Raw genomic sequence first — 18,617 nt, forward strand, 5'->3', positions numbered from 1 at the left:
AACATGTTGCTGTGGTTTTCCTCCCCCACCCCACCCCCCAAAAAATACCCCCAAAAACACATCAACCCCGCGGGCCCCCCCCCCCCGCCCGGCGCCCCCCCCCCCCCGGTGGGGTGACGCCGCCGTGCCCGGTCCTTACGGATCCGTGACGTGCGGCCCGCCGGGCGCCCCGGCGGGCCGCACCCGGCATAGCGTCGGGGCATGCGCGTACTTGTGACTGGAGGAGCGGGCTTCATCGGCTCGCACGTGGTTTCCGCACTCGCCGACCGCGGGCACGACCCGGTGGTCTTCGACCTGACGGAGGAGAACGGGCGGGACGTACGGGACTCGGCGCAGGTGCGCGAGGCCCTCGCCGGGGTGGACGCGGTCTGTCACCAGGCCGCCAAGGTGGGGTTGGGCAAGGACTTCGGCGACGCCCCCGCCTATGTGTCGGCCAACGACCTCGGTACGGCCGTCCTGTTGGCCCGGATGGCGGAGTGCGGGGTGCGGCGGCTGCTGCTCGCCGGGTCGATGGTCGTGTACGGCGAGGGGCGGTACGAGTGCCCGGCCCACGGGGTGGTCCGCCCGGGTCCGCGTGCCGAGGGGGACCTGCGGGCGGGCCGGTTCGAGCCGCGCTGCCCCACCTGTGGCGCCGACCTCGCCCCCGGGCTGGTGGCCGAGGACGCCCCGATGGATCCCCGCAACGTCTACGCCACCACCAAACTGGCCCAGGAACACCTCGCGGCGTCCTGGGCGCGGGCCACCGGCGGGCGGGTGGTCTCGCTGCGCTACCACAACGTCTACGGGCCGGGAATGCCGCGCGACACCCCGTACGCGGGTGTCGCCGCGCTCTTCCGTTCCGCACTCGCGCGGGGGGAGGCCCCGCGCGTCTTCGAGGACGGCGGGCAGCGGCGGGACTTCGTGCACGTACGGGACGTCGCGGCGGCCAACGTGGTGGCCTTGGAGGCGGTGCGGGAGACCCCCGGCTTCGTCGCCTACAACGTGGGCAGCGGCGATCCCCGTACCGTCGGCGACATGGCCAAGGCGCTGTCGGCCGCCTGCGCGGGCCCCGATCCCGTCGTCACCGGCGAGTACCGGCTGGGCGACGTCCGGCACATCACCGCCGACTCGGCGAGGCTGCGCCGGGAGCTGGGTTGGCGTCCGGTGGTCACGTTCGAGGCGGGCATGGCCGAACCGGGAGACGGGCCGGCGTGACCACGCCTCCCCGCACCGGGCTCAGTTCTCGGCGATCTGGGCCACCCACCCGTAGGGGAGCTCCGAGCCGTCGAGGGTGACCGCCTCGACCGTGCGGGTCTCCGGGTCGATGTCGGCCTGTACGCCCTCGCCCTCGTAGCGCGGGTAACCGGACGTGCCCAGTTCACCGGTGAAGTCCACGGCGGCCGTGCGCAGGATGCCCTCGCGCCCGGTCCCGCCCTCGGGGCGGGGTCCCGGGCGCAGCACGACGGTGTAGCGACGGGGAGCGGAGGCGGGATCGTTCCCGGCGGAGGCGGTCATGCCGCCCAGGCTAGCGACCGGGCGATCTCCTCGCCGGGAACCTTCGACCCCGACTTTCCGCGGGGCGGCGGGCCGACGGGTACGCGCGCCGCCCGCCGGGGAGCGTCACGGCCACCGCGCACCGCCGGGGCGCGGCGGGTTCCGCGACGTACCGCTCGTCAATGCGGTTCACACCCGTCCCGACGAACTCCGGCCGGCCGGAGGTTCGCCCGCGCCGGGCTGTACCTCCGTACGGTCCGACACCCACCCGGGAGGCGTCCCCGACCGGCCGGTGCCCGCGACGTGGCCGGGCGTCCCGGGGCGCCGTCTCGGACCCGGGGCGGCTCGTCCGGACGCGCCCCCCGGACCGGCCGTGGTCATCCGGCGTGCCACAGGGTCTTGTCGCCCTGGACGATGACCGCGTCGCCGGAGGGGCGGATCAGCAGGCGGGCGCCCCGGTGGCCGGTGGTCCCGGAGGACCAGAGGGACCGGCCGGTCGCCGTGAGGACGGCGAGTTCACCGTCGGCGGTGAAGCGCGCCTCGGCCCCGGTGCCCGAGGTGCCCGCGCTCCACACCGAACGGCCGTCGCCGTCGTACAGGACCAGGTCACCGGTGCTCTCCATGCTCAGGCGGACGGCGCCGGCGTCCAGGGTGTCGCCGGGGCGCAGCACGGTACCGGCGTGCACCTCGATCGAATCGTCGAGCTTCCCGGCCGCCAGGGCGCGCAGGGTGGGGAGCGAGGGGGTGAAGGCGTAGACGGCGCCCTCGGTGCGGATGAACCGCTGGAAGGAGAGCGTGGTGGCGCGGCTGCCGCTCTCGGAGGGGCATTCGAACGCGGCCTGGGAGCCGGGGCCGATGACCGGGTCGGCGCCCGGGACGGGGTGGCGGGCCGGCGGGAAGTCCACGTCGTTGACCCAGCGTTTGGCGATGAACTCGAACTGCTCGACGAGGTCGGCCTGATGGCTGACGAAGAGGAGGCCGCGCGTGGTGTCGTCGCCGCCGTCCGCGCGGGATCGGGTCTCAGGGCGGTGCGGCGGGCCGAAGGGGATGCCGCGTCGGATGATGCGGCGGGAGTCGAGTTGGGCGATGGGCAGCGGCGGACGTCCGGGGGCCGGGGTGAGGCCACCGCGCGGGTTGCTCTTGCGGATGTGCGCGAACAGCGGTGTGGTCCAGCCCTGCGGGTCGTCGTGGAAGTCGAGCGCGCCGTCGATGTCCTCGCCGGGACGGGGGACGCGTTCGGCGACGGGGCAGGTGGCGACCGGTGCGCCACCGGGCCAGCGACCGATCATGCGGGCGGCGAGCCACTTCGGGTCCGCGTCGGCCGGCGCGGCACCGGACCTCTTCAGTTCGGCGAGGCATTCGGCGGCCTGGTCCCACCACCCGGGCACGTCCTGCGCGAGCCGTCGTACGACGTGGAACGAGCCGCCGGTGGCCCATGCGGGCAGCCCGGCGGGACGCGCCCCGACGCGTTCGTGCCCGATCAGGAACTCGCCGGCGGGCACCAGCCGGGTGCCGGGCTTGCCCTGGACGGTCGCGGGGTCGGCGGCGTCGGACGCGTCGAAGCCGCGTACGCCGGGTTGGCTGATGGCGTCGAGGAAGCCGAAGTGTTCGTGGCCTCGCAGCGCGCCGGGGAGGGTGGCGCCGTCCTGGCCGAAGAGCACCGCGGCGGCGGCGCCGTCCAGCGAGCGGCGGTGGCGGTCGACGGCCTCGGCCAGTCGCCCGGCGTCGTCGGCGGCCAGGGTGAGGACGGCGTGCACGTCGTCCTCGGACGCGCCGAACAACCAGGAGTCGGGGGCGCTGGGTCCCGTGTCGCCCAGTGCCTCGGCGCGGGCGGCGGCCCCGTCGCGGAAGGCCTCGGCGGTGCCCCCGGCCGGGACGGCGGGGAAGGGGTCCTTGCCGGCGAGCAGGCTCAGGCCGGGGTGGGTGAGGCTCAGGCCGGTCCACAGGGTGGACATGCCGGCCGGGTCCACGCCGCCCCGCAGGGTGCGCGCCCTGCTGAACTCGGCGTTGAAACGGGTGACCTGATCGGTCGTGGAGAGGTCGGGCAGCAGGCCCGCGAGCCATCGGCGGGCCTTGCCCGCGTGGTGGAAGTGGACGAGGAGCAGACAGACGTGGTCCTTGCGGAAGCCCGCGAGGATGTCGCCCTGGGTGGTGGTGTCGGCCCGCAGGGGCAGGGCCTGCGCTGCGGCCCGGGACGCCGGGGGTGCGACGGGTGTACCGGGGGCTCCGACACGGGGCGCGGCGCCGGCCGCGGCGCCGGGGATCCCGACGGCGAGGGCGGCGGCGCAGGCGCCCGCCCGTACGACGGTGCGGCGGGTGGGGTGGTGCGGGGAGGGCGGGCTCTGCAACGTGTCCTCCGGGCGGGGAAGGGGGGCGCGGCCGGGCGACGCCGGGGAGGGTGTGCCGGGCAGCCGATGATCATCACCCTGTGCGATGGAGGGGAGACGCGCGAGGCGGGCGCACCGATGGGGTGACGGGGCGTCGGTTGACGCCCCGTCGGTCGATCGGGAGCCTCGGTCGTCCCGTTCGGATCGTGCCGGGCCCGGGGCGCGGATCGCCGTCAGCGATCTCCGAGGAGGCGGCAGACGAAGTTCTCCTCGGTGGTGCGGAGCCGGTCGAGGAGCTGCGGGTCGAGCGGCACCTGGCTCGTGACGGACACGGTCACCGACCGCTTGCCGTCCGGGGTGGCCGCGGCGAACTGCGTGTAGCCGGGGAAGTTGCCGGTGTGGCCGAGGACGGCCCCGCAGCGCGTGGTGTAGCGGAAGATGCCCAGCCCGGCTGCGTTCGCGCCCGGCCCGGCGGGCTCCGAGGCGCCGCCCCGCACGAAGCGTTGCTGTTGGCGGCGGGTCGGCGGCGACAGCAGTTCGGGCCCCGCGTAGCCGCGGATGAACGCGGAGAGTTCGCGCGGGGTGGAGACGATGCCGCCCGACGCCCAGACGCCCGACGCTCCGAGCGCTTCGCTGACGTCCTCCGGTGGGGCCGGCGGGTCGACGGCGTAGCCGTGCATGAAGGGCTCGGGCAGCCGGTAGCCCTGCGGGAGGCTGGTGTCGCGCAGGCCGAGCGGCCGGTACACCCGCTCCTTCAGCAGTTCCTCGTAGCGGCGGCCGGTGGCCTGTTCGGCCATCAGCGCGACGGCGATGTTGTCAGAGTTGGAGTACCGGTAGCGCGAGCCGGGTGCGAAGCGGAGGTCTTCGTCGGCGACGTAGTCGAGGAGTCGGCGGGAGTCGAAGCGGTGTCGGGGGTCGGCGGTGAGGATCTCCAGGAACTCGGGGTCCTCGGTGTAGTCGGGGAGACCGCTGGTGTGGTTCAGCAGTTGGCGGAGCGTCACCGCGTGCCAGTCCCGGGGCAGGCGGGGCAGGCGTCGGCCGATCGTGTCGTCGAGGCCGAGCCGGTGGTCGTCGACCAGGCTGAGGGCGACCGCTCCGCTGAAGGCCTTCGCGACGCTGGCGATCCGCATGTGGTCGTCGAGGCCGGGTGCCTCACGGCGGCCGATCTCGGCCACGCCGGCCCGGTAGACCTCCTGGCGGCCGTCGCGTCGGAGCACGGCGATGGCTCCGGGCGGGCCGCCCGGAGCCTCGACGAGTTCCCGCAGTTGCCGCTGGAGGGACCGGTCCCGGGGAGGCTCCCCCGGGCCGGTCCCCGCGGCCGCCGGGGTGAGGCTGCCGGCGAGGGCGGTCGCGGCGAGGGCGGCGACGGCCGCCCGCCGCAGGCCGCGTGGACGGGGACGGGCGGCGGATCGGCTCGGGGTGTGCAGCGGACGCACGCGGGTACCTCCTCGGTTTCGGGCCCCGGCGGGGCCCGGGCGATGTCTCGGCCCAGCATCGGTTCGCGGTCGGCCCGCCGCTTGCGGCCTGCTCCATCCGGCCGAGGTGCGGCGGGTGACGGGGCGCGCGGACGGCCGGTTCGAGTGGGCCCGCGCGCGGGAACCGGGGTCACACTGGGAGCAGGACGGGACCCGCCTGCCGGGCGGGCCGAGGAGAGGTGGCCCGCGTTGGCCGTTCCGATCGTCATCGACTGCGACCCCGGGCACGACGACGCCCTGGCCATCATGCTGGCGGCGGGGGATCCGGGAATCGACCTGCTGGCCGTCACCACGGTGGCGGGCAATCAGACCCTGGACAAGACCACGCTGAACGCGCTCCGGGTGTGCACGGTCGCGGGTATCACCGGCGTGCCGGTGGCGGCGGGGTGCGCGCAACCCCTGGTGGAGCCGCTGGAGGTGGCCGAGGACGTGCACGGGGTGTCGGGGATCGACGGCCCCCGGTTCCCCGCGCCGACCGTGACGGCGGTCCCCGAACACGCGGTGGAGTTGCTGCGGCGGGTCCTGATCGGACACCCCGAGCCGGTGACGCTCGTGCCGACGGCTCCGCTGACGAACATCGCGCTCCTGCTGACCCGGTACCCCGAAGTGGCCGGGCGGATCAAGGAGATCGTGCTGATGGGCGGTTCGACGGAGCGGGGGAACCGGACCCCGGCCGCCGAGTTCAACATCCATGTGGACCCGGAGGCCGCGGACATCGTCTTCCGCAGTGGTGTCCCGGTGACCATGTGCGGGTTGAACGTCACCCATCAGGCGCTCGCCACCCCCGGGGTACTGGCCCGGTTCGAGGCGCTGGACTCGGAACTCGGTTGGATCTGCGTCGAGTTGTTGCGGTACTTCGCCGGAACCTACCGCCGGCTGTTCGGGTTCTCGGCTCCCCCGGTGCACGATCCGGTGGCGGTGGCCCGTGTCATCGATCCCCGGATCGTCGACTGCGTCGACGCGCACGTCGCCGTGGAGCTGCACGGCCGGCACACGCGCGGGGCGACCGTGGTGGACCTGCACGGGCGCCTGGGGCTGCCGGCGAACGCCCGGGTGGCCGTGGGCCTGCGAACGGACCTCTTCTGGGACCGGATGGTGGCGGCGGTGGCCGCACTGGGCGCCGCGCGCGACTGAGCGCGGCGCCTGGCCCGCGCCTGTCCTGCGTCGGTCCGGCGTCGGTCCCGCGTCGGTCCTGCGCCTGGCATGCGCCTGACATGCGCCGGTCCGCGGGACCGTCGGTCGGTGTCCGGTACCCGGGTGGGCCAGGTGGGTGTCCGGCGTACGGTCGAATCCGTGGCGGGCCGGATCCGGCCGTCGCCCCCGGCCGCCCCCGATCGCGCTCCCCCGTGCCGTTTCACCGGCCGGGTCGGGCCGCGGCCGAAGGCGTGACGGGTGGGTGTACGGGGAAGGCTGGGCGGACGATGACGCGGCGGGCGGCGCGGGCCGAGGCCCGGGCGGTCCGGTGTTCCGCGCGACCCGAACCGGGTCGATCACCCCGACGAGTGTGGAGGAACCGGCGGATGCCGAACGAGCGAGCGGGCCGACCGGCGGAGCAGGGCGATCTGATCGATGTCGCCCGGCTCGTGACCGCGTACTACAGCTTGCGCCCCGACCCTTCGGATCCCGTCCAGCGGGTCGCTTTCGGCACGTCCGGGCACCGCGGGTCGTCGCTGTCGACGTCCTTCAACGAGGACCACATCGCGGCGACGAGCCAGGCGATCAGCGAGTACCGGTCGAGGGAGGGCACCGACGGGCCGCTGTTCCTGGGCGCCGACACGCACGCGCTGTCGGAGCCGGCCCGGGTGACCGCCCTGGAGGTGTTCGCCGCCAACGACGTGACGGTGCTGATCGACTCGGCCGACGGGTACACGCCGACGCCCGCGGTCTCCCACGCGATCCTGACGTACAACCGCGGGCGCTCCTCCGGCCTGGCCGACGGCGTGGTGGTCACCCCCTCGCACAATCCGCCGGCGGACGGCGGCTTCAAGTACAACCCGCCCCACGGCGGCCCGGCGGGTTCGGATGCCACCGGTTGGATCGAGACGCGCGCCAACGAGATCATCGCGGGCGGCCTGAAGGAGGTGCGGCGGATCCCGTACGCGCGGGCACTGGCCGCGCGGACGACGGGGCGCCACGACTTCCTCGGCGCGTACGTGGCGGACCTGCCGTCCGTGCTCGACCTGGACGCGGTGCGCGCGGCGGGCGTGCGGATCGGGGCCGACCCGCTCGGCGGCGCGTCCGTGGCGTACTGGGGCCGGATCGCCGAGGAGCACCGTCTCGATCTGACGGTGGTGAACCCGTACACCGATCCCACCTGGCGGTTCATGACGCTGGACTGGGACGGCAAGATCCGGATGGACTGTTCCTCTCCCTACGCCATGGCCTCGTTGATCGAGGGCGCGGGCCGGTACCAGATCGCCACGGGCAACGACGCGGACGCCGATCGGCACGGCATCGTGACCGCCGACGCCGGCCTGATGAACCCCAACCACTACCTCGCCACCGCCATCGCCTACCTGTTCGCGCACCGCCCGGACTGGCCGGCGACCGCGGGCATCGGCAAGACGCTGGTGTCGTCGGCGATGATCGACCGGGTCGCCGGTGACCTGGGGCGCCAACTGGTGGAGGTGCCCGTCGGCTTCAAGTGGTTCGTGGACGGACTGGCCTCGGGCGCCCTCGGGTTCGGCGGGGAGGAGTCGGCGGGAGCCTCGTTCCTGCGGCACGACGGTTCACCGTGGACCACCGACAAGGACGGCATCCTGTTGGCGCTGCTCGCCTCCGAGATCCTGGCGGTGACGGGGCAGACGCCCAGCGAGCGGTACGCGGAACTCACCGCGCGGTTCGGGGAACCGGCGTACGCGCGCATCGACGCCCCCGCGACCCGCGAGGAGAAGGCGGTGCTCGGCCGGTTGTCCCCGGACCAGATCACCGCGGACACGCTCGCGGGCGAACCGGTGACGGGGGTGCTGACGCAGGCGCCTGGCAACGGGGCGGCCATCGGCGGCATCAAGGTGACCACGGAGAACGCCTGGTTCGCCGCGCGCCCGTCGGGCACCGAGGACGTCTACAAGATCTACGCCGAGTCGTTCCTCGGTCCCGACCACCTGGCGACGGTCCAGGAGGAGGCCCGGAACGTGGTCTCGGCGGCCCTGTCCGGCTGAGCCGCTCCCGGGGAGGCGTCCCCCGGTCGCGGCGCGACCGGGGGCTCCGGATGAATCGACACACCGGCGACACGTCCAAGATCACGTCACTTAGGTTAGGCTAAGCTAAGTCCCGTTGACGGGGCGAGTACCGGCCTTCGCCTAGGGGGAATGCGGCCGTGGGACTTCAGACAGCCGAGCGCTACGCCATGCCCGACGAGGACGCGCTGCCACGGTCCGTCGCACCGTGGAAGGTCGATCCGGGACGGGCCGCACTACTGATCCACGACATGCAGCACCATCTGCTCCAGGTCTTCCCGCCCGGGGTCTCGCCGTTGGTCGACCTGGTCGCCAACGTCGCCCGGCTGCGGGCCGCCGCCCACCGTCTCGGCCTCCCGGTCGTGTTCAGCGCGGAACCCCCGGTCGACCCCGACCGGCGGGGCCCCGCCCCCCGCCCGGCCGCCCTCCACCCGGACGAGGACGGGGACGCGACGCCTCCGGACGGGCGCATCGCCGCCTCACCGGCCCCCTCCCTGGGCGAACACGTGATCACGAACACCCGCGACAACGCGTTCCTGCGGAGCCATCTCGAACGGATCCTGCGGACCTCGGGGCGTGACCAGCTGATCGTCTGCGGTCTCTTCGCGCACTCCGGGGTCCTGTTGACCGCCGCCGACGCGTACATGAACGACATCCAGCCGTTCGTGGTCGCCGACGCGGTGGCCGACGTGTCCGCCGAGGAACACGCCCTCGCGCTGCGCTGGTCGGCCGCGCGCGGAGCCGTCGTACGCACCACCACCACCTTGATCGACGAACTGGAACTCTGATGACCACTGCACCGAACACGGCCGAAGGCAGACGGAGATGAACGTGCGGGCAGCCGTCGCGGGAGCGAGCGGATACGCCGGTGGTGAGCTGTTGCGACTTCTCGGCGCACACCCGGGAATCGAGGTGGGCGCGCTGACGGCGCACACCAGTGCGGGGCGCGCGCTCGGCGCCGTCCAGCCCCACCTGCACCGGTTCGCCGACCGGGTGCTGGAGGAGACCTCCCCCGACCGGCTCGCGGAACACGACGTCGTCTTCCTGGCCCTGCCGCACGGGGAGTCGGCCGCGCTCGCCGCGCGCCTGCCCGAAACGACGCTGGTGATCGACCTCGGTGCCGACTTCCGGCTCCGGGACCCGGACGCCTGGAAGCGGTTCTACGGCGTTGAGCACGCGGGGAGTTGGCCGTACGGCCTGCCGGAGCTGCCCGGCGCGCGGGAGGCCCTCGCCCGCGCCGTCCGCGTCGCGGTGCCGGGCTGTTACCCGACGGCCGTCACCCTGGCCCTGTGGCCCGGTTACGGCGCCGGGCTGCTGGAGGCGGAGGCCGTGGTCGTCGCGGCCAGTGGCACCTCGGGTGCCGGGCGGGCGGTCCGCCCCCACCTGCTGGGTTCCGAGGTGATGGGGTCGATGAGCCCCTACGGTGTCGGGGGCGGCCATCGGCACACTCCCGAGCTGGTACAGAACCTCTCCCTGGTGGCGGGCACGCCGGTCGGTGTCTCCTTCACCCCGACGTTGGCCCCCATGGCCCGCGGGATCCTGGCGACCTGCTCGGCCCGTCTGCTGCCCGGCACGACGGAGGAGGAGGTGCGCGCGGCGTACGTGTCGGCCTTCGCCGAGGAGCCGTTCGTACGCCTGCTGCCGCCGGGGCGGTGGCCCACGACGGGCGCGGTGGCGGGTTCCAACACCGCGCTGGTGCAGATCGCCGTGGATCCCGCGGCGGGGCGCCTCGTCGCCGTGTGCGCCATCGACAACCTCACCAAGGGCACGGCCGGCGGAGCGGTGCAGAGCATGAACATCGCGCTGGGTCTGCCGGAGACGTCGGGGCTGCCGTTCGACGGAGTGGCGCCGTGACCGTCACGGGGCGGGCGCCGGTCAGGGCGCGGACGGTCATCGAGGCCCTGCCGTGGCTGGAGCGGTACCAGGGCCGCACGGTGGTGGTGAAGTTCGGCGGGCACGCCATGGTGGACGAGGAGCTGAAGCGGGCGTTCGCCGAGGACGTCGTGTCGCTGCACTACGCCGGGCTGCGTCCGGTCGTGGTGCACGGCGGAGGGCCGCAGATCAGCGCGCTCCTGCGGCAGTTGGACCTGGAGGTGGAGTTCACGGCCGGGCTGCGCGTCACCACTCCCGAGGTGATGGAGGTGGTGCGGATGGTCCTGGCAGGTCAGGTGCAGCGCGATCTGGTCCACCTGATCAACGCGCACGGTCCGTTCGCGGTCGGCATGACGGGCGAGGACGCGCGCACGCTGACCGCGGTGCGGCGGCCCGCCGTGGTGGACGGCCGCGAGGTGGACATCGGCCTCGTCGGCGACATCGTCCGCGTCGAACCGGACACCCTGCGCGGCCTGTTGGACCGCGGACGGATCCCCGTGGTGTCCCCGATCGCCCGGGGCGAGCGGGACGACGCGATCTACAACATCAACGCCGATCTGGCGGCGGCGGCCCTCGCCGAGGCGCTGGACGCGGAGAAGTTGATCATGCTGACGGACGTGGCCGGATTGTATGCGGACTGGCCCCACAGCGACGAGGTCGTCGACCGTCTCACCGTCGGGGAGTTGGAGCGACTGCTGCCGAGCCTGGCCGGCGGCATGGTGCCCAAGATGGAGGGCTGTCTGCGCGCGGTGCGCTCCGGGGTGCGAATGGCGCACGTCCTGGACGGCCGCGTCCCCCACGCGCTGCTCCTGGAGGTGTTCGCGGACGAGCACACGGGGACGGCCGTGGTGCCCGACGACCCGGCGGACGCCTGCCCGGCGAGCACCCGCGCGGCCGGCGCGGACCCGGTGGACTCCTTTACCGCCGGCTGATTCTCGACCCTTCTCGACGACACGACCCCGGCGGGCTTCGGCCGCCGGGGTCGGCGTCGTGTCCGCGTCGCGCCCCCACATCGATTGCGCACCAGGGCAGTTGACGATCCGGCGATTCGACATCCGGATACTTTCCGCCAACTTGACACGACCCCCGCAATCGGTGATGTTAGGCCAGCCTTACCTAAGTATCTGGGTGAGACAGAGGAAGGATGGGAATGTCCGCACCACACGCGAACACCACTCCAGGGGAGCGACTCCCGGACACCCGGGACCTGGTGGGCATCGGCTTCGGCCCCGCCAACCTGGCCCTGGCGATAGCCGTCAAGGAGCACAACGACCAGCGCGCACCGGGTGACGCGATCCGGGCGTCGTTCGTCGAGCGGCAGGACGACTTCGACTGGCACCGGGGCATGCTCCTCGAAGGCGCCACCATGCAGGTGTCCTTCCTCAAGGACCTCGTGACGCTGCGCAACCCCGGAAGCGCGTTCAGCTTCGTGCACTACCTCCAGGACCGCGGGCGGCTGGTCGACTTCGTCAACCACAAGACCTTCTTCCCGACCCGGATCGAATTCCACGACTACTTCCGCTGGTGCGCGGCCCGATTCCGGGAACAGGTCCGCTACGCGACCACCGTCACCGGCGTCGCCCCCGCACCGGGCTCGGACACGGCGGGCGTGGTGGACGAGCTCGACGTCCTCACCCGCCCGGCCGGCGCCCCCGAGGCGGCCCGCTCCGCCGGCCCGCGCGCGCGCAACATCGCGATCGGCACGGGCCTGGTCCCGCGGCTGCCGGCGGGCGTGGAGACCGGCGAACGGATCTGGCACAACCGCGACCTGCTGCACCGCGCACCGCTGTTGACCGAGCGGACGCACCGCCGGTTCGTGGTCGTCGGAGCCGGCCAGTCGGCCGCGGAGACGGCCGACCACCTGCACCGGACCTTCCCCGACGCCGAGGTGTGCGCGGTCTTCAGGCGCTACGGCTACAGCCCCGCGGACGACAGCCCGTTCGCGAACCGCATCTTCGACCCGGCCGCGGTCGACGAGTTCTACCGCGCTCCGCAGGGCGTGAAGCAGCAGTTGCTCGGCTACCACGCGAACACCAACTACTCGGTGGTGGACGGGGATCTGATCGAGCGGTTGTACCGGACGGTCTACCAGGAGAAGGTGGCCGGAACCGAACGGCTGCGGATCATGGGCGCGAGCGAGTTCGCCGCGGCGGCCCCGACGTCGGACGGGGTCCGGGTCACCGTACGTTCCCTCACCGGCGGCGAGACCCTCGCCCTGGATTGCGACGCGCTGGTCCTGGCGACGGGTTACCGCGCCGGCGACCCGCTCGACCTGCTGGGCGACCTGGCCGACGAGTGCCTGACCGACGGTCAGGGGCGCCTGCGGATCGGCCGCGACCACCGGGTGGAGACCACGCCCCGGCTGCGCGCCGGCATCTACCTCCAGGGCGCCTCCACCGAGCACAGCCACGGCATCACCTCCTCCCTGCTGTCCACCCTGGCCGTACGCTCCGGCGAGATCCGCGACTCCCTGCTGTTGAACGCCGCCGAACGGGACCTGCGGGCCGGCGCCCCGCTGCCCACCGCCCCCGCGAACCGGGGCTGACCGCCCGTGCCCACCATCACCGCCCCCACGGCTCCCACCGCCCCGCCCGCCGTGGACCTCACGGCGGCCCAGGCCCATGTGCTCGCGGCGCAGACCGCGGCGCCGTCCTACGCCGGCTACAACGTCGGGCAGTACATCGAGCTCGTCGGCCCGCTGGACACCGAGGCCCTGGACGACGCCGTCGGGCGCACCCTCGACGAGGCTCCCTGGCTCCGCTTCAGCGTCACCAGCGACGGCGGCCGGTTCCGTCAGGCGCCCGTACCGGTCGGCCCGCCGGCCCGGAGTCTGGCCCGTCTGGACACGTCCGGCGCCGCCGACCCGGTGGCCGCGGCCGTGGAACTGGTACGCGGTCAACTCGCCTGCCCGCCCCGGCTGGAGCTGCTGATCGATCCTCCGCTGCCGGACCTGGTGCCCGATCTCGCGGGCGCCGTGCTGGTGACCACCGGCCCCCGACACCACCTGCTGGTCCAGTACTTCCACCAGCTCGTCGTCGACGGGTACGGCGTGGCCCTGCTCAGCCGGCGGATCGCCGAGCACTACACGTCCCTGGTCCGGGGCACGGCGCCCACCCCGTCCCCGTTCGCGCCCGTCTCCGTGCTCGCCGACGCCGACCGGGTCTACACCGCCTCCGCGGCGTACGACGCCGAGTTGGCCGCGTGGACGAGTCGCTACGCCGAACCCCCGGCCCCGGCCTGGCCGGCCGGTCGCCCCGCCCCGGCGGGTGACACCGCGCTGCGCCACACCGTGGTCGTCGACCGGGCCGACAGCGCCGCCGTGGCCGACGCGGCCCGCTCGGCCGGGGTCACCTGGGGCGAGGCCGTCGTCGCGGCCACCGCCGTCGACCTCGCCGCGCGGACCGGCGCGGCGGAGGCCACCCTGGCACTGTTCACCACGGCGCGCACCGCCCCGGGCACCCTGCGGGTACCGGGCATGGCGGTCAACATCCTCCCCGTGCGCGTCCCGGTGTCGCCGTCCGACACGTTCCGCTCCCTGCTGGGCCGGGCCGCCGACGAACTCGCCTTCCTCCGGCGTCACCAGCGCGTCCGGGGCGAGGTGCTGGCCCGGACCCTGTGGCCCGAGCTGCCGGGCAGCCGGGTGCCGGGGCCGCTGGTCAACCTGCGGCCCTTCGAGACCGAGCTCGACTTCGCGGGCACCCGCGGTCACGTGGTCAGCCTGGCGTCGGGGCCGGTGGACGACCTGTCGGTCTCCGCGTCCGGCTACCCGGACGGGCGACTGCGCCTGGACTTCGACGCCAACCCCGCCCTGTACGACGAGACCTCGCTGCGCCGACAGGCCGAGGTGTGCGCCGCCGCCCTGGTGGCCCTCGCCCGGGAACCCGGCCGTGCCGCGCTTCCCCTCGTCGCGGAACTCGCGGCCGCCGCGCCGGGCTCGCGCACGGTCTCGCCCGGGGCCGACCCGGCTCCCCCGCGTGCCCGGCACGGCGGACCCGAACCCGACGACGAGAGCGGGACGGTGGCCCTGCTGCCGTCCGCCCACCGGCTGCGCGGCGCGCGGGGCGCCGTGGAGCACCTGCACGAGTCCGTCCTGCTGCGGGTCCCGGCCGGGCTCCGGGCCGCTCCGCTGCGCCAGGCCCTGGCGGCCCTCGCGCGCCGTCATCCGGCGCTGCGGCTGGCCCTGCACCGCACGGACGGCATCTGGAGCCAGGAGATCCGGCCCGCCGCCTCGGCCCCCGCCGTGACCGACCCGGCCACACTGCGCCGGATCGGCGTCACGGGCCGCTCCGAGAGCGAACGGGAACGGTTGGTCTCCGAGGCGGCCCGGACGGCCGCCGCCGCCCTCGACCCGCGTACCGCCGCCGTGTTGCGGGCGGTCTGGTTCGACGCGGGTCCCCGAGAGCCGGGGCGGCTGCTGCTCGTCGGACACCACCTGTCCGTGGACGACGTCTCCTGGCAGTCGCTGGCCGACGAGATCGCCCCGCTGTACGAGGAGTACGCCTTCGGCGAGCGTTCCGCGGACGACGCGTTGCCGCCGGCCGGCGGGCTCACCGGTTGGGCGTCCACCCTGGCAGCCGAGGCCCAGTCGACCGCCCGGGTCGTGGAACTGGCCCACTGGTCGGCGCTGGCCTCCGGTACCGCCGGGCGGGCGTGGGCGGCCACCGAGGGGGGCCACAGGGTGGTGACGCGGCTGGAGCTGCCCGTCCCGCGCTCGGAGCCCGCTCAGGACGGCGCCGACCCCGTCGACGCCCTGCTGCTCACCGCGTTGGCCCGGATCGCCTCGACCCGGCCGCGCCTGCACGACGGCACCGGCCTGTTGGTCGACCTGGAACTCCCCCGGTCCGACGCGGCGCCGCGCACGGCGGGCCGTCTCACCTCCGCGTACCTGCTGCGCCTGCCGCTCGGCCCGGAGGGTACGGCCGAGCCCGAACGGACCCATCGCCGGGTGGAGCGCGCCCTGGCCTCGGTCCCGGACCGCGGTCAGGGGCTGGAACAGTTGCGCCACCTCAATCCGCAGACCGCGGCCCGGCTCGCGGACCTGCCGCGGTGCGGCGTCCGCTACCACCGCCGGGCCGTGCTGCGGGCGGCGGACGAGGCCTGCGCGTGGGGTCCGGCCCCGGCCGGCGAGTGGCACCCGCTGCGGGTGCCCGGCAGCGCGCTGCCGCTGACGGGACCGCTGGAGCTGACCGTCCACACGGGCCCGCCGGTCGACGGACGCATGCCCGTCACCGTGGCCTGGCGCTGGTCGGACCGGTTGTTCACCGCCGACGAGGCGCTCGCCCTCGCCGAGGAGGCCACCGGTACCGCTCGGGCCCTCGCCCTCCTGCCGGGGGACGGTGTCACAAGGCCCTGAGGGCCCGCCGGCACCGCTTCCCCCTGCCGACCCGTCCACCGTTTCCCACCCACCACCGCACCACCCACACATCCAAGGAGAATCCCCATGGCCACCACCAACCCGTTCGAGGACGACGACGCCCGCTACTTCGTGCTGGTGAACGCCGAGAACCAGCACTCGCTGTGGCCCGCCTTCGCCGAGGTCCCCGCCGGCTGGACGGTCGCCCACGGCGAGGACACCCGACAGGGTTGCGCCGCCTACACCGACGAGCACTGGACGGACATGCGTCCCGCGAGCCTCGTGGCCCGCGGCTGACACACCGCCCCGCCCCGGGGCGCACACACGGAAGCCGGGCCGAAGCGAACGCTTCGGCCCGGCTTCCGCGAGCCCGTCTCACACCGTCAGGCGCAGTACCCGCGAGCCCCGGGCGGGATCGAGCGCGGCGGCCCAGTCGGCCGGGGCCTCACCGGGCTCGACCGGGACGAAGCCGTGACGCAGGAAGAGCCGGGCGGAGCCGGTGGTGGCGGTGAAGAGCGTCCGCACCTCGCTCCGCCGGGCCCGCTCGACGGCGGCGCGGAGCAGCTCCGACCCCACGCCCTGCCCCTGGCAGCCCGGTGCCACGCAGAAGTTGTAGAGCACCGCTGACGCGGGCGCCTCGTCCCGCAGGGCGAGGCAGCCGCGTACGCGGTCACCACCGGCGCCCTCGGCGACCAGGAACTCCCCCGCGTGGGAGAGGTAGTGGCCGATCGAGCGGGCCCTCAGCGCGCCGGAGCGGACGAAGGCGCGGGAGAGCGCGTACAGGTCGGGCGCGTCCCACAGGCGGGCCGACCGGACGTGGGGGACGGGGGGTTCCGGCGTCGGGAGGTGCTCCGGAGTCGGGGCGCTGTCCGGGGCGGCGGGGAGGTCCGGACGCGCGGGGAGGTCTGCCTCGACGGAGGCTGCGACAATGATCGACACAGGTTTAGGTTAGCCTTGCCTAAGTTGACCTGCAATTCACCACTCCAGCCCCACCCGCCCTTCGGCCCGGGCGAGTTGACCGTCCGCAGGTCGAAAGGGCCTCACCTCCGACTTGACGCATCCACCTCATCCTTAGTTAGGTAAGCCTTGCCTAATCGATGGGCGGGCTCCTCCTCACAGAACAGAGAGCCGTGACATGTCCGATTCCTTCACCACCGAGCCCCTCGGCCTCGACCGCCTGATCCAGGACGTCGCCGAGGTCCTCTACGTCGAGCCGGCCGACATCTCGCCCGACGAGGACCTGATCGACCAGGGCCTGGACTCCATACGCCTGATGACCCTGGTCGAGAGATGGCGCGCCGAGGGCGCCCGGATCAGCTTCGTGGACCTCGCCGAGCGCCCCACCCTGCGCGAATGGGCCGCTCTCCTGTCCACCGCCGCCTGACACGCCCCACCCGCCGTCCCCGCCGTCAACGGAGCCCCCTGTGTCCCTGCGCGACCTCGTCATCGACATCGAACCGCTGCGCACCAGCCGCGACTTCCGGGCCATCTTCATCGCCCGGGTGGTCTCGCTCTTCGGCCTCGGCATGGCGACCGTCGCCCTGGCCGCCCAGGTGTACGGGTTGACCCGCTCGACCTTCGACGTCGCCGTGGCCAGCATGATCATGAGCGTCACCGTGCTGGTGGGCTCGCTCTGGGGCGGTGTGATGGCCGACCGGACCGACCGGAAGCGGCTGATCGTCTGGGCGCGCGGGGCGGCCGCCCTCGCCTTCGCGGGGCTCGCGGTGAACGCGATGCTCCCGGACCCCTCCCTGTGGGCGATCTACGTCTGCGTCGCGTGGGACGGCCTCGCGACGGGCGTCAGCGTGACCGCGCTGATGGCGGTGGCCCCCACACTGGTCCGCCCCGACCAACTCCCGGCGGCAGGCGCCCTGATCTCCCTCACCGGCGAGATCGGCTCCATCAGCGCGCCGCTGCTCGGCGGCGTCCTGTTGGCCGCCTGGGGCGCGGGACCCGTCTTCGCCTTCGCCGCCGTCACCACCGCCGTGACCACCTTCCTGATCTCGCGCATCCGCCCGCTGCCGCCGGTCACCGACGAGGAGGACGAGGAGGGCGCCGAGCAGGACTCCGGCTCCCCGATGGTCGCCTTCCGGTACGCCCTGCGCAACCGGGTCGTCGGCGGACTGGTGCTGCTCGGGGGCGTGGTGGCCGTGTTCAACGTCCCCGTGGTGCTCTTCCCCGAGATGGTCGACCGTCAGTTCCACGGCGACGAGATCATGCTCGGCCTGCTCTACACGGCCCCTGCGGTCGGCGCGGTCCTCGCGTCGGCGACGAGCGGTTGGATCGGCCGCGCCGCGCGCCCCGGCGGCCTGTTGCTCGCCGCGGCCTTCACCGGAGGGCTCGCCACCGTCGGCTTCGGCCTCAGCGGTCACGTGGCCGTCGCCTTCCTGACGCTCGCCGTGGGCGGCGCGGCCGGCACGGTCTACGAGATCCTCGAATACGCGCTGGTCCAGCACAGCACCCCGGACCGTCTGCGCGGCCGGATCGTCAGCGTCATCACCGCCCAGGGCACCACCGGCGGCGTCCTCGGTGACGCCGAGGTCGCCTCCATCGCCCGTTGGTTCAGCCCGGCCGGCGCGGCGATCCTCAATGGTGCCGTCTGCGCCGTCGCCGCCGTCGGCGTGGCCATCGCCGTACCGGGCCTGCGCCGGGCCACCCTGCCCCGCGAGGACGACGACACCCCCGAGGCCCCGGACACCCTCGCCGTCCCGGACGCCCTCACCAAGGACACCGCGGCGCGGCCCGTCACCGAGGCGGCCCGCCCCTCCGACGCCTGACCGGGGCCTCCTTCCACCCCTCCCCCGCCGACGACCGGCCGACTCCCCGCCGTCGACCGGCCGGCCCGCCCTGGCCGGCCGCGCGCCACCCGTCTCGTCTCGGCCGCCACCGCCGGCGGCCCGGAAAGGCAACCGCCATGACCCACGCCCTCACCCCCGCG

Annotated in this window: 15 protein-coding genes; 11 read left to right on the forward strand and 4 right to left on the reverse strand. The window is 74.1% G+C overall.

What is annotated here, in order from left to right:
- Positions 1–201 precede the first annotated feature (201 nt).
- Entirely contained in the window at positions 202–1,194 is a 993-nt protein-coding gene (locus ACFYW3_RS32340) for an NAD-dependent epimerase/dehydratase family protein (RefSeq protein ID WP_389388109.1), read from the forward strand.
- A 21-nt stretch (positions 1,195–1,215) separates the two neighbouring features.
- Here the strand turns inward: ACFYW3_RS32340 and ACFYW3_RS32345 are convergent, their stop codons facing one another.
- From ACFYW3_RS32345 to ACFYW3_RS32355, 3 genes are all read right to left on the reverse strand, one after another.
- Positions 1,216–1,494, reverse strand: coding sequence for a hypothetical protein (locus ACFYW3_RS32345; RefSeq protein ID WP_329447422.1), 279 nt, complete (start codon positions 1,492–1,494; stop codon positions 1,216–1,218).
- 356 nt (positions 1,495–1,850) lie between these two features.
- Entirely contained in the window at positions 1,851–3,821 is a 1,971-nt protein-coding gene (locus tag ACFYW3_RS32350; RefSeq protein ID WP_351762715.1) for a peroxidase, read from the reverse strand.
- A 212-nt stretch (positions 3,822–4,033) separates the two neighbouring features.
- Entirely contained in the window at positions 4,034–5,236 is a 1,203-nt protein-coding gene (locus ACFYW3_RS32355; RefSeq protein WP_389388110.1) for a serine hydrolase domain-containing protein, read from the reverse strand.
- 228 nt (positions 5,237–5,464) lie between these two features.
- Between ACFYW3_RS32355 and ACFYW3_RS32360 the strand changes: the two genes are divergently transcribed.
- The 8 genes from ACFYW3_RS32360 (at position 5,465) to ACFYW3_RS32395 (ending at position 15,976) form a co-directional block, all read left to right on the forward strand.
- Positions 5,465–6,409, forward strand: coding sequence for a nucleoside hydrolase (locus tag ACFYW3_RS32360; RefSeq protein ID WP_351762718.1), 945 nt, complete (start codon positions 5,465–5,467; stop codon positions 6,407–6,409).
- A gap of 386 nt (positions 6,410–6,795) precedes the next feature.
- Positions 6,796–8,436 carry a phosphoglucomutase (alpha-D-glucose-1,6-bisphosphate-dependent) gene (pgm, locus tag ACFYW3_RS32365; RefSeq protein WP_351762721.1) on the forward strand — a complete coding sequence of 547 codons (1,641 nt, stop codon included), beginning with the start codon at positions 6,796–6,798 and terminating at the stop codon, positions 8,434–8,436.
- Between the two features lie 158 nt (positions 8,437–8,594).
- Positions 8,595–9,242, forward strand: coding sequence for an isochorismatase family protein (locus tag ACFYW3_RS32370; protein ID WP_351762723.1), 648 nt, complete (start codon positions 8,595–8,597; stop codon positions 9,240–9,242).
- A gap of 37 nt (positions 9,243–9,279) precedes the next feature.
- Positions 9,280–10,308 (forward strand): N-acetyl-gamma-glutamyl-phosphate reductase, encoded by a 1,029-nt coding sequence (gene argC, locus ACFYW3_RS32375; RefSeq protein WP_389388111.1) that lies wholly within the window; start codon positions 9,280–9,282, stop codon positions 10,306–10,308.
- Positions 10,305–11,258 carry an acetylglutamate kinase gene (argB, locus tag ACFYW3_RS32380; protein WP_389388112.1) on the forward strand — a complete coding sequence of 318 codons (954 nt, stop codon included), beginning with the start codon at positions 10,305–10,307 and terminating at the stop codon, positions 11,256–11,258. The genes argC and argB overlap by 4 nt, the downstream gene beginning before the upstream one ends.
- Positions 11,259–11,476: 218 nt before the next feature.
- A complete protein-coding gene (locus ACFYW3_RS32385; RefSeq protein WP_389388113.1) occupies positions 11,477–12,871 on the forward strand; it encodes a lysine N(6)-hydroxylase/L-ornithine N(5)-oxygenase family protein in 1,395 nt (464 codons plus the stop codon).
- A gap of 6 nt (positions 12,872–12,877) precedes the next feature.
- Positions 12,878–15,679 (forward strand): condensation domain-containing protein, encoded by a 2,802-nt coding sequence (locus tag ACFYW3_RS32390; protein WP_389388114.1) that lies wholly within the window; start codon positions 12,878–12,880, stop codon positions 15,677–15,679.
- Between the two features lie 87 nt (positions 15,680–15,766).
- Positions 15,767–15,976 carry an MbtH family protein gene (locus ACFYW3_RS32395; RefSeq protein ID WP_053675469.1) on the forward strand — a complete coding sequence of 70 codons (210 nt, stop codon included), beginning with the start codon at positions 15,767–15,769 and terminating at the stop codon, positions 15,974–15,976.
- Positions 15,977–16,054: 78 nt separating this feature from the next.
- On the opposite strand, the gene ACFYW3_RS32400 is transcribed toward ACFYW3_RS32395, so the two are convergent.
- Positions 16,055–16,618 carry a GNAT family N-acetyltransferase gene (locus ACFYW3_RS32400; RefSeq protein WP_389388115.1) on the reverse strand — a complete coding sequence of 188 codons (564 nt, stop codon included), beginning with the start codon at positions 16,616–16,618 and terminating at the stop codon, positions 16,055–16,057.
- Between the two features lie 196 nt (positions 16,619–16,814).
- Between ACFYW3_RS32400 and ACFYW3_RS32405 the strand changes: the two genes are divergently transcribed.
- Entirely contained in the window at positions 16,815–17,063 is a 249-nt protein-coding gene (locus ACFYW3_RS32405) for a phosphopantetheine-binding protein (RefSeq protein ID WP_053675471.1), read from the forward strand.
- A gap of 40 nt (positions 17,064–17,103) precedes the next feature.
- A complete protein-coding gene (gene entS / locus ACFYW3_RS32410; protein ID WP_389388116.1) occupies positions 17,104–18,456 on the forward strand; it encodes an enterobactin transporter EntS in 1,353 nt (450 codons plus the stop codon).
- Positions 18,457–18,617 lie beyond the last annotated feature (161 nt).

The organism is Streptomyces sp. NPDC002602 (genome assembly GCF_042889445.1).
Classification (GTDB): Bacteria; Actinomycetota; Actinomycetes; order Streptomycetales; family Streptomycetaceae; genus Streptomyces.